The sequence below is a fragment of the Tundrisphaera lichenicola genome, assembly GCF_051175385.1.
GTDB lineage: Bacteria > Planctomycetota > Planctomycetia > Isosphaerales > Isosphaeraceae > Tundrisphaera > Tundrisphaera lichenicola.
The window spans coordinates 5,386,649-5,397,626 of sequence record NZ_CP195106.1 but is presented as its reverse complement, the minus strand read 5'-3'; the positions used below and the strand labels follow the sequence as shown (position 1 = coordinate 5,397,626).

The following is a 10,978-nucleotide window of genomic DNA, read 5'->3' as shown; positions in this document are numbered from 1 at the left end:
TCACTTCGAGAGAGGCAAGGCGAAGTCGCCCAGCATGTTCCGCCAGACGGCGTGGACGTGGTTGGCGTTGTTCTGGGTGTTGTTGAATTCGATCAGGAAGGTCGGCCCCTGAACTTTGTAAGCGTGCCCGGAGTTCCGATCGGGAGCACCAGTCCAGGAGAATCGGACGTTCTCGGGGCCAGCCTTCTTGATCTCGTTCAGCCAGGCGGTGGCGACCTCGGGCGTCATGTCGGCCGTGTAAGCCTCGACGAGTGATTGAAGCATCGGCTTCTGATCCGAATCGAGCTGTTCATAGGAGATCCCCTCGGCGGCGTCCGTCGGGGGCTGAGGGAGGTTGGCGGCTCGAACATCCGCCGGGGCCGTGTCGGCCGTCACTGCGATCTTCTTCTGCTCCTCGGTCAATGCCTGGAGCAGCCGGAGTGCCCGATCTTCGAGATCGGCCAGGGTCCGAAGACCTTGACGAGGGCCCTGTCGGACCTCTCCCGGGTTCGAGCCGAAGAACGCGGGCGTGGCGGAGACGATCGCCCCATCCTCCAGGGTGAAGTTGAGCGAAAGGTGATGGCCTTCCACCCTCCAGCCCCATCGACCCGATTCCGAGGGTGTGCCGAAAATGGAAAGGTAATAGAGTTCGGGGTCGCGAACCGGGCCTTTACCTTGCTCCATCTCATTGAGGATGGCTTCCAGGCTCATGATCGTCGTCGCCTTCAGGAACCCGGATCCCCCTAGGCCACTTTGGACCAATCCGAACGCCAGGGCCCTCTGGGCAGGTGTCATGGATTTGATCGGAAGCCCTTTGCGGGGCCTGGGAATGAAGTGCCAGTTCAGGCGTTCAGGATCTTCGAATCCGAAGGTGGCCTGACCCTTCTGATTATCATCGAGTGCTTTGAGAAATCGGGAGGCGGATTCCGTCATCTGGTTGCCGGTCGAGTCGACCCGAGCCCCAGCCCAGAGAGCGATTCCGATAACTCCTGCGGCGGCCAGGGCCAGGCTCGGTTTGAGTCGATGCATGATCCAGCTCCAGAATAAGGCGGAATTGACCCGAAGGAACGACCCGATTCTCGGGCCGATTATGCCCGAATCGGCCGCTCGTCATCGCTAGACAGTCCGACATCTTAACGGTTGATCCGGGCCGCGCCTCGAATTATTCTCCTGGGCTGGTCGTTGGAATTGCTTTTGCCTTATTTTCTCTCGGAGCACTGAGATCAGCGAAATGGTCCTGGTTGAATTTGATCATGGGACGTTGGAATACTAGTTTCTCGAACTCAAAGGTCGATCGACCCTTTCGATGTGACGTAGGCATCAATCCTCGGAGTTGAAGATGGCAAAAATTCTTTCGCCAGGTTCCACGAAGGTTGGCTGGATTGGAACGGGTGTGATGGGCACCTCGATGTGCGGCCATCTGATCGCTTCTGGCTTTTCGACGACAGTTTACAATCGAAGCCCGGGGAAAATGGCGGGATTGGTGGAACGCGGGGCGAAGGCCGCGAAGTCGCCCAGGGAGGTTTCCGAATCCTCGGACGTTGTGTTCACGATCGTCGGCTATCCCGAAGATGTCCGGTCGGTCACCCTGGGCAGCGAGGGAACACTCCAGGGAGCCAGGCCCGGTTCGATCCTGGTCGATATGACGACCAGCGAGCCGGCCCTTGCCGTCGAGATCGCTGGACTCGCCCTGAAGAAGGGGGTCCACTCGGTCGATGCCCCGGTCTCGGGGGGGGATGTCGGAGCCAAGGAAGCACGCCTTTCGATCATGATCGGAGGCGAGGCGGAGGTCGTCGAATCGCTCCGCCCTCTCTTCGAGGTGATGGGTAAGACGATCGTCCATCAAGGTCCCGCCGGCTCGGGCCAGCACACCAAGATGGTCAACCAGATCCTGATCGCAAGCGGAATGATCGGAGTCTGCGAGGGCCTTCTTTATGGCTATCGAGCGGGGCTGGATCTCAATACGGTCCTGCAGAGCATCGGAAGTGGGGCGGCCGGTTCCTGGAGCCTTAATAATCTGGGGCCCAGGATGATCGCCGGAAATTTCGACCCGGGCTTCTTCGTGGAGCACTTTCTCAAGGATATGGGGATCGCCCTGGCCGAGTCGAAGCGGTTGAGGCTTTCCTTGCCGGGCCTCGCCCTCGCGGAGCAACTCTATCGGGCGGTCGAAGCCCAGGGTTACGGGCGAAAGGGGACACACGCGTTGATGCTGGCGCTATCATCGCTTTCCTCATTGGATTGGGGCGCTATAATGGGTAAGCCCGAGCGCTCTTCTGGTGGAGAGTCGACATGATCGTAGAAGAAGACCCACCTTCGATGGTGAGCCAAGCCGTTCTGCCACGTCGGCGTGTTCTTTTGGTGGACGATCATGAGGCAGGCCGTAAGGCATTATCTCGGCTATTGACGGTAGCGGGTTTTGATGTGGTCGATGTCAATGACGCGACTTCCGCATTCGCGGCCCTGCGAGATGACGTAGGTTTCGATTTCGTCGTGACCGATCTTCGACTCCCCGACTTTGATGGTCGCGATGTGGTGCTCGCGGCCCGTAACCTGGTCCCGCCTCCTCGAATCTCCTTGATGACCGGCTGGGATATCGACCCCGATGAATCGGATCGGATGGGTGTGGAATGGGTCTTCCTCAAGCCGATCAACGTGCATGAAATGGTCGACAAGCTAAGAAAATGTTCGAGTAAACCAGATAGTTCCCGAACCTCGTCGGCTACCTAAACCTCAGGCCTTAAACAAGTTGACAGGTTTCGCCTTGCCGGATCCCCTCCTACCAAGAATCCCTCGACGAGGATCGGAGCTGAGCGACCGTTTTTCGTTTTTTCGCTTATGAATTGCGGGTCGAGTTGGGGAATTGGAGAGGCCCTTTTGGTATTGAAGGCCTTTGAGAGGCCTTGATGAACGAGAATTTCCGATTCGTGGACATCTGAAGTGCCCTGGCCTTGAGTCGATCGAGTCATCCGGGTAAACTCGGAGCTTTCCCAAGTCGCCCGCGCTTTCAAGGCGTTCTGGGCAGGACTTGGTGAACGCTCGGATGGCTCTTCAAATCGCTTGACCAGGAGATCGTATGGCCAGTCGCCGCCGTGGAAAGGGTCGCCGAAAGGTGGGTCGCAAGAAGCGCCGGATGCGGAGCAAGATCCGCCATCGCAAGAAATAAGCGAACGCCTGAGCGTGATCGTCTCCTCCGCGGATTGGCGGGGAGCCCTCGACCATTTCAATCGAACCAACTACGCCCCGGCCCTCCGGGGCGTTTTCGCGCGCCCTAATAACTCATCTTTCTCACGATCCCGACGACTGCCCAAATCGACCGATCTGGACAAGTCGACGGCCATCGCTCCGACGGCGCGTTAAAATATCCCGATCCGACCCGCGAATATCTCGGCGCATCGGTGACTTACGAGCGTGAAGCTCGATCGCTTCGAGGCCCCGACGGAGGAGCCCAATTCCCATGAGTGGTTTTGCACCCAGAAACGAGGGTCGACCGCGTCCCCCTCGACAGTTCGACCTCCGAATTCTCGCCGCGGTGTCCTTGATCGGCATCCCCATCCTGGCCCTCCTGGCTTACAACGCCTGCAAGGTCGATGTCGGCACGGGGAAGCAGGCGGTCCTGATCCGCAAAGTTGGTCTCGACCTGACTCGCGATCAAGAACTCGCGCCCGCTCGACTCGACGGGAGATACTACAAAGGCGTCCAGACCGAAGGTCCATACGAGGGCGTCTTGACCGAAGGTCGGTATTTCTACAACCCGTTTTATTGGGATTGGGAGATATCGGATCAATTTGTGATTCCGGGTGGCAAGATCGGCATCAGGATAGCCCTGGATGGCGAAGACCTTCCCGCAGGCTCCAACCTGGCGGAACCAGGGCAAAAGGGAATCCTTCGCAAGGTCGAGCTACCCGGTCGCTACCCTTACAATCCCTACGCTGTGAAATTCGAACTTCATGACCCCGTGACCGTCCCCTCCGGCTTTCGGGGGGTCGTCACTCTCGTTTCCGGCCGGAAGCCCAAAGACCCCAATAACTTCCTGGTGGGAGACGGAGAGCGGGGCGTTCAGAATAAGGCACTGGAGCCGGGGACCTATTACCTCAACCCTTATGAGACGCGAGTCAGTCTCGTTGATTGTCGATCCAAGCGGTTCAACCTGGGTGAGGGATCGGCGATGGACTTCCTCTCCTCGGACGGCTTCCCCGTCGTCCTCGATGGAGTGGTTGAGTTTCGGGTTATCCCCGAGCGAGCCTCCGAGGTCTTCGTGAAATACAACGAAGACGACAATGGCGATGTGATCGACGAGGAGATCATCTCCAAGATCATCACCCCGGAGAGCCGATCGCTGTGCCGGACCGGCGGATCGAAGCTCAACGGAGGCCAGTTTATCAGCGGTATCGACCGCGAGATCTTCCAGAGGAATCTGGTCCAGAGCCTCACGGAGAACTGCAAGAAGCAGGGGGTCGAGATTCTTGCGGTGGCAATCACGCGGGTCGAGCCCCCTCAGGATATCGCCTCGCCGGTCCGGGATCGCGAGGTCGCCAAGCAGAAGCTCGCCCAGTTCAATCAGGAGAGGATCCAGCAACTCTCCGAGGCCCGACTCCAGATCGAGATTCTTCTGGCCGCCCAGAAGCAGGAGATCGTCGGGGCCGAGGGGAAGGTGATCGTCCAGACGACCAAGGCCGAGCAGGATAACGCCGTGGCCGTAACCCTGGCCGAGCAAAAGCTGAAGGTCACCCAGACCCAACTGGAAGCCGCCAAGGACAAGGCCTCGGCCATCGTGGCCAAGGCCCAGGCGGATGCCGACGTGATCCGGTTCAACAACACGGCCGAGCTGGCCGGCCTGGCCTCTCGAGTGGCCGCCTTCAACGGCGACGGTGCGGCCATGGCTCAGAATATCCTGATGGGCAAGCTGGCCCCGGGATTCCGCTCCATCATGACCAACTCCGAAGGACCGTTGATGGAGCTTTTCGGCCAGTTCCTCAAGCCTGGGGATCGAACGGTCCCCTCCCACTCGGCCGGGACGGCGACTGCCGGGCCCGTCGGCTCGGGCGAACTTCCCTCTCCCCCGTTCGCTTCTGCGGAGGCTAAGCCATGAATAATCATCGATGGATTCGGTCCGCCAGGACTTCGGCATTCCTCCTCGTCCTGGCCGCCTTCGGATATTTCGGGATCTGGCAGTGGATGGTTTGTCGGATCGAGGTCCCGCCCGGCAATAGCCTCTTGCTCCGCTACAAGGGCCCTTTCCCGTTCGCGATCGGCAAGATGGAACAGGCGCCCGACGGTACGCTCGTGAGGCTCGATAGCTCGGGACGACCGATGCAGGTGGGTATCCTGGAGGCGATGCCTGGCCCAGGACGTCACTTCTACTCGCCGCTAGAGTTCGAGACGGAACTGGTACCCGACATCCTGATCGAACCGGGAAAGATTGGACTGGTCACCGCCAAGGTGGGCCGGAGTCGGGCGGGGGGAAGCTACCTGGTCGATGTCGAGGGAGATCGAGGTGTCTGGCGGCGGGTCCTCACCCCGGGGCGATATCGCTTCAACATCTACGGCTATGATGTCAAGCTGGTTGACGTGGACGCCTGCGTCGAGACTCGGCCCAAGTCTGCCAAGACGGCCGGGGACCACGCCCTGATCCCGCCCGGTTACGTCGGAGTGGTAACGAATAAGACGGGCAACCCGCTGACTCGCGAGGAGCAAGGCATTCAGGACGACATCCTCCAGCCGGGGATTTACTTCCTGAATCCCGAGGAGAAGAGAATCGACATCATTAGCGTCGGATTCAACGAAACGACCCAGGTCGTACGGACTCGCGATGGTTCGAGCGCCGTGAACATCAACGCCCGACTCGGCGAAACGACCGCCAAGGACCCGGACTATCTGCCCGATACCGGGATCGAATTCCCGTCGAACGATGGATTTCCGATCCATCTCGACTACACCGCGATTTGGGGGATCATGCCCGACCAGGCGCCCGATGTAGTCCGGCAATTCGGCACGCTCAAGGACGTCGAGCAGAAGGTAATCCTCCCGCAGATTGGTTCGATCTGCCGACTTCATGGCTCGAAGAAAGGGGCGGTCGACCTCCTCGTGGGCGACACACGCGAACAGTTCCAGACCGATACCGCCGAGGAACTTGCGAGCGTCCTGGGTCAGAAGAACTTGACGCTCCTGTTCGGCCTCACCCGGCATATTTACGTGCCGAACCAGGTCCGAGAGCCGATCCAGAAGGCCAGGGTCGCCGAGGAGTTGACCAAAACGCGAGAGCAAGAGCAACTGACCGCGAAGGCCCAGGCCGACCTCTCCGAGGCCAAGGCCAAGGTAATCCAGGAGCAGGAAAGGACCCGCGCCGAGACGGCCAAGATGATCGCAGAAGTCACCGCGGAGGGGGAGAAGAAAGCCAAGGAGATCGAGGCGACCACCGAGCGGGATCGCGCCCAGATCGATGCCAAGACTGCCATCGTTCAGGCTCAGATCACCAAGACCCTGGGCGAGGCGAACGCGAAGACGATCGAACTGTCCAAGCAGGCCGAGGCCGAGCGCTATCGCCAGTATGTGCAGTCACTCGGAGGGCCAGACGCCTACAACCGTTATGTCTTCGCCGAAGGACTGCCCGAGGAGATCCGACTGGGAATCTTCTACGCCGGCCCGGGGACTTTCTGGACCGACCTGAAGGGGTTTGAGCAAGTCATGCTGGGAAAGCTGGCTGAAGATTCCTCCATCGGTATCAAGAAGGTCGCAGATCCCAAGCCTTGATCTGACGAATTCCCTCACTGAGATCGACCATCCAAGCCCACCTCGACACCGAGGTGGGCTTTTTTATTGAATCGTGCAGACGGAGCGACTGGTGCGATTCAGCATGCGAAATGGGTCGAGCAAAGTGTACCCAAGGCCTCCGATCGTAATCTGGGTATCAGGGCCCGATCTGGTCGCTTTCTTTCGCGGACTCTTTTTTGATAAGGTTCAACTACGCTCGTGTTTGTCGTAGGTCAACATTTTCTGAGGTTAACTCATGAGTGCAGCTAACATAACGGACCAGTTCCCACGCGCTGCGTTTGATCTCCGCCGGATATTCGCTTCGGCTTTTGCGCCGATTGTGGCCATCTTATGGTTGATGGCACTTGCCGAACCGCCCGCGACCAAGGCTTTGCAGGAACTTCGCCCTGATTATCTCTGGTATTCCTTGCCTTTTTTCTCGATAGCGATCTGGTCCGGGTTCATCTTTGTCTCGTCGATTGGTCGCCCCCGAGAAAGTGAGTTCGACGGACCTGGGACGAGGGTTTCGAGGCCGGTCGTTTTTAATCTCCTGTCGTTTCTACTTCCCTGCCTGATCGGAGCCCTCTCGGGCCTTGTGATCACTCTCTGGATGACCCCGGGCGTCCCCGAAGAAGGCTTTAACGACCGACTCTGGGAGAGCATCTGGTTCGGGGCTCAGTATGGGGCCGCCCTCTGGGCAGTCGTGGCCATCCTGGTGGCCTACTGGAACTGTTTCGAAGTCTACTGGGATCTGATCTGGCAGTCCCCGATCCTTGCAATCGAGATCGGTCTTTTATTGGGGATGGCATTGGGCCTGGTCCTACCCGGATATGGTTTGATCAATCTGTTCTGGGGAGACGGAAGCTCGATCGACGGGGCGGTGATCGTCCCCGTCGTCTCCGCCTCGATGATCGTCCTCACGATTTCATTATTCTTGCTCCTCGGATATTTCAGCTCCACGATCGTGTTCGACCAATCGCTCGATGGCAGGAAAGGAATGAGTCGAGATCACCAGATCTCCCACCGAGTCAACTCCCTCTGGCGGGAGTTGCTACCCGATCCTAACAGCGAGGATCACTATCGGAGAGAGCCCGGTTCTTTCGTCTGGCTCTGTCTCCGCCCCATCTTACTCCTCCTGGCCATTCCTGCGGTATTTCCCGCCCTGGCCGTGGATCGCCTGCTCGACCCGGTCTCGCGTGGAGGATGGATCGCCGGTCTCTCTCTGGGAGGCTTGCTGATCCGCTCACTCGTGATCGATTGCGGGATCGTGCGATGGGTCGCGGAGATGAGCTCATCGAACCGCCCCAAAGAGACCGACCTCATCCCGGTTGAAACTAAGTGTGAATACCCTTTGACGGTCAATCTGACCGGCCTCTCCTTGATCGTGATTCCGATCTTGAACTCTCTCCTGATCGCTCACACCTTCGATGTTGTCCGAGATTACCAGACCAGGCCGTGCGCGTTCGTCCTCGTCGGACTCCTGACGATCGTCAATGTGGTCGCGATCTGGCGACTGCATTGGCCGAGCTGGGTTCTCAGGAAGTACGCGAAGAAAGTGATGCTTATCCTTCTAGTGCCCGCCTTCCTCGCACTCATCGCGAGTTGGCTGGGAGGTCACTGGATCGCCGCCCCATTCAGCATCAGCTGGTTAATCATGTTTCTCGGGTTTCTCACCACGACTTTCACCGCCGTTGTCTCCGGTTTCGTCATCAAATATGGAGGCCCGAGGCGTGAGCGAGCCGTTCGCCGGGGCATCCAGCTACTTACGCTCTTCGTGCTCCTCGTCCTGCTCTGGCAGAATGGGATGGTCGAAGTTCGGGGAATGACCACCCTGGACGTGCATAAGGACCTGTCTCGTTTCGACGTTTGGTTCGAAGGCTACATGACCGACGGGACCACGAAGCTTGGAGAATTCGGCTCTCCCCAGCTCAAGAAGTCGTCCGATCGCTTGGTGCTCGAACGATGGAAGGACGGCGCACGTCGTGCTTCCTCCGACGTCCCGATGCCCGTTGGAACTTGGGTCGTGGACCCGGAAAATCGGAATCGGGCCATGCGAGAGGTCGACCGGAAATCCAAGCCCAAATTGATCGTCGTGGCCGTGAGCGGCGGCGGTCTCAGGGCGGGGATCTGGGCCGAAAAGGTCCTTTACGAGTTGGAACGAGCTATCCCCGAGTTTCCCGACCGGACGAGGTTAATCACCGGTTCTTCGGGAGGGATGCTCGGGGCAGCCCGATATGTGGCGGGTCTCACCCCGGCCGGTTCGTCGAGCGACCCAGGAGCGAATGGACGAATCGAGCCACAATGGGCCCAGACCCGAGGTCTCAGGGAGTCGAATCCCGGCGACGACGCTCCCGAATCCCATCACCACGAGTCGATGAGTGTCGTTGACCAGAGGATTGACCACGAATTGCACAAGGATTTCCTGACCCCCGTCATCCATCGTCTGGTCTTCGGCGACGTCGATATCCTACCCATGCCGGGTATGACACCGACCGACCGAGGCATGGTCCTGGAGGAAGTCCTCCGCGAGGAAGCGTTCAGGGAGGAAGATCAGCCGGGGAACCATCTCAACAAGACCTTCAAGTTGCTGGCCGAGGCGGGTGAAACCCAGGGACGGCTTCCTTCACTGGTCTTTTCACCCGTGATGGTCGAGGATTCTCGACGCCTGATCGTCAGCAATCTCGACCTGGGCTCCCTGATGCTCAATCACGGCAGCTTCGACTTGGACACAGGCGAAGAAAAATACGAGTCGGGCCCTGATTTCCCCTATTACTCCACCACAGGGGTTCAACTCTTCCACCTTTTTCCCAAGGAGTACGATCACTTCACGCTGGCGAAGGCCGTGAGGATGAACGCCACCTTCCCGTACGTCACCCCGGCCGTATCGATGCCAACGCTCCGCCCTCGGAGGGTCGTTGATGCCGGCTATTACGACAATTATGGGATTGATCTCGCCGTCGGGTGGCTTGAGGAACACCGCCGATGGTTGGAACTGAACACGTCGGGCGTCATCCTGATCCAACTCAGGGCCTTCTCCAACGAGACTCTCTTGAAACGGCTCGTGCCCAGTCCACTCCTGGACGGCACGAATTGGTTGACCGCGAAGGTGACCGACCCGCTCATGAGAGGGACAGAGTTCCTGACAACTCCCCTCTCAGGGATCGGAAACGCACGGATGAACGTGAATTACTATCGAAATGATGCGGCCGTGGAGAATCTCAAGCGAAGTTTTACCTTCGATATGCTCCAACGCCTCTCCGGCGCCCAATCGAAGGAAACGGCCCCGAATCCCGATCCCGGAGCTCCCCCGACTCAGGAAGAGCTCGAGCGACAGGATACGTATTCCAAGGCCAATTCGTTCTTCAGGGTGATCACCTTCACTTGCAGCAACGAGGATTCCGGGCGTGGGGCTCTCCCGATCCACGAGACGCTGAGTTGGTATCTGGGAGACCTCGAATTCAAGACGATCCTCCAGAACTGGAAGACCTTCGACAATTACCGCCGCTTTCAGTACCTGAGGACCATCTTCCGGAAAAGCTTCGAGGTCGATCAGGAGGCAAACGGCCCGCAACCTCGACCCGAAAGCGGGAAGACGGCAGAACGAGAAGGTTGGATCGTCAAGTCGGCCCCGGTTCGCCAGGCTTCGGACCCGCATTCCAGCATTCGAGGCAAAAATTATCTCGTCGCCGAGCCGTCGAGGCCGGGAGAACGACTCGCGAGGATAAGATGGACTTTCGACAGAATTCCCCAAGGGACTTACAAGGTTTCGTTCAGTCTCCCGATCCTCAAAGAAATCGGCCTGCCGAAGGTCTCACTCGCTGATAGGGCGAAATACACCATCAGTGTCGACGCTCAAAGCAGACCGAGGGTCGTGTCGCATTCCGACAGGGCCGTCAATCCTGACGACATGCCGAATCGCGATGATTTCGACGCTTCCCAGGTGAAGGAGAGCGTTACCCTGGGATTCTGGTCGATCCTGGATCCAGCATTGGAGGTGACTTCCGATGAAGCGACGATCGAAATCGAATTGACGAATGAATCGGCCGATGGACTGGTCATCGCCGACGCGATCCGACTCGACGCGATCCAGGGCGATTGATGGACCTCGATCAGGTAGGGGCCGCCGTCAGCTCGGGTTGTTCCTCTTGAGTTCCTACAACGAGAGCAGGTCGCAAGGGAGCTACCCGTCCGACCATTCGGGTGGGCTCGACCTCGACTTGGCACTACAATGTCATTGCCGTCGCTGATC

General features: G+C 58.8%; 6 protein-coding genes. 5 read left to right on the top strand and 1 reads right to left on the bottom strand.

Features of this window, described 5'->3' with window-relative positions:
* Nucleotides 1-1,008 carry a DUF3500 domain-containing protein gene (locus P12x_RS21125; protein ID WP_435006733.1) on the bottom strand — a complete coding sequence of 336 codons (1,008 nt, stop codon included), beginning with the start codon at nt 1,006-1,008 and terminating at the stop codon, nt 1-3.
* A 310-nt stretch (nt 1,009-1,318) separates the two neighbouring features.
* Between P12x_RS21125 and P12x_RS21120 the strand changes: the two genes are divergently transcribed.
* The 5 genes from P12x_RS21120 to P12x_RS21100 all read left to right on the top strand — a co-directional run bounded on the left by P12x_RS21120 (nt 1,319) and on the right by P12x_RS21100 (nt 10,828).
* The gene (locus tag P12x_RS21120; RefSeq protein WP_435006732.1) at nt 1,319-2,272 is read left to right on the top strand and encodes an NAD(P)-dependent oxidoreductase; all 954 of its coding nucleotides are present in this window, start codon (nt 1,319-1,321) and stop codon (nt 2,270-2,272) included.
* Nucleotides 2,269-2,706, top strand: a complete 438-nt coding sequence (locus P12x_RS21115; RefSeq protein ID WP_435006730.1) for a response regulator — start codon at nt 2,269-2,271, stop codon at nt 2,704-2,706. The genes P12x_RS21120 and P12x_RS21115 overlap by 4 nt, the downstream gene beginning before the upstream one ends.
* A gap of 727 nt (nt 2,707-3,433) precedes the next feature.
* The gene (locus tag P12x_RS21110; RefSeq protein ID WP_435006729.1) at nt 3,434-5,068 is read left to right on the top strand and encodes an SPFH domain-containing protein; all 1,635 of its coding nucleotides are present in this window, start codon (nt 3,434-3,436) and stop codon (nt 5,066-5,068) included.
* A complete protein-coding gene (locus P12x_RS21105) occupies nt 5,065-6,729 on the top strand; it encodes an SPFH domain-containing protein (RefSeq protein WP_435006728.1) in 1,665 nt (554 codons plus the stop codon). The genes P12x_RS21110 and P12x_RS21105 overlap by 4 nt, the downstream gene beginning before the upstream one ends.
* A gap of 595 nt (nt 6,730-7,324) precedes the next feature.
* Entirely contained in the window at nt 7,325-10,828 is a 3,504-nt protein-coding gene (locus P12x_RS21100; RefSeq protein WP_435006726.1) for a hypothetical protein, read from the top strand.
* The last annotated feature ends 150 nt before the right edge of the window (nt 10,829-10,978 follow it).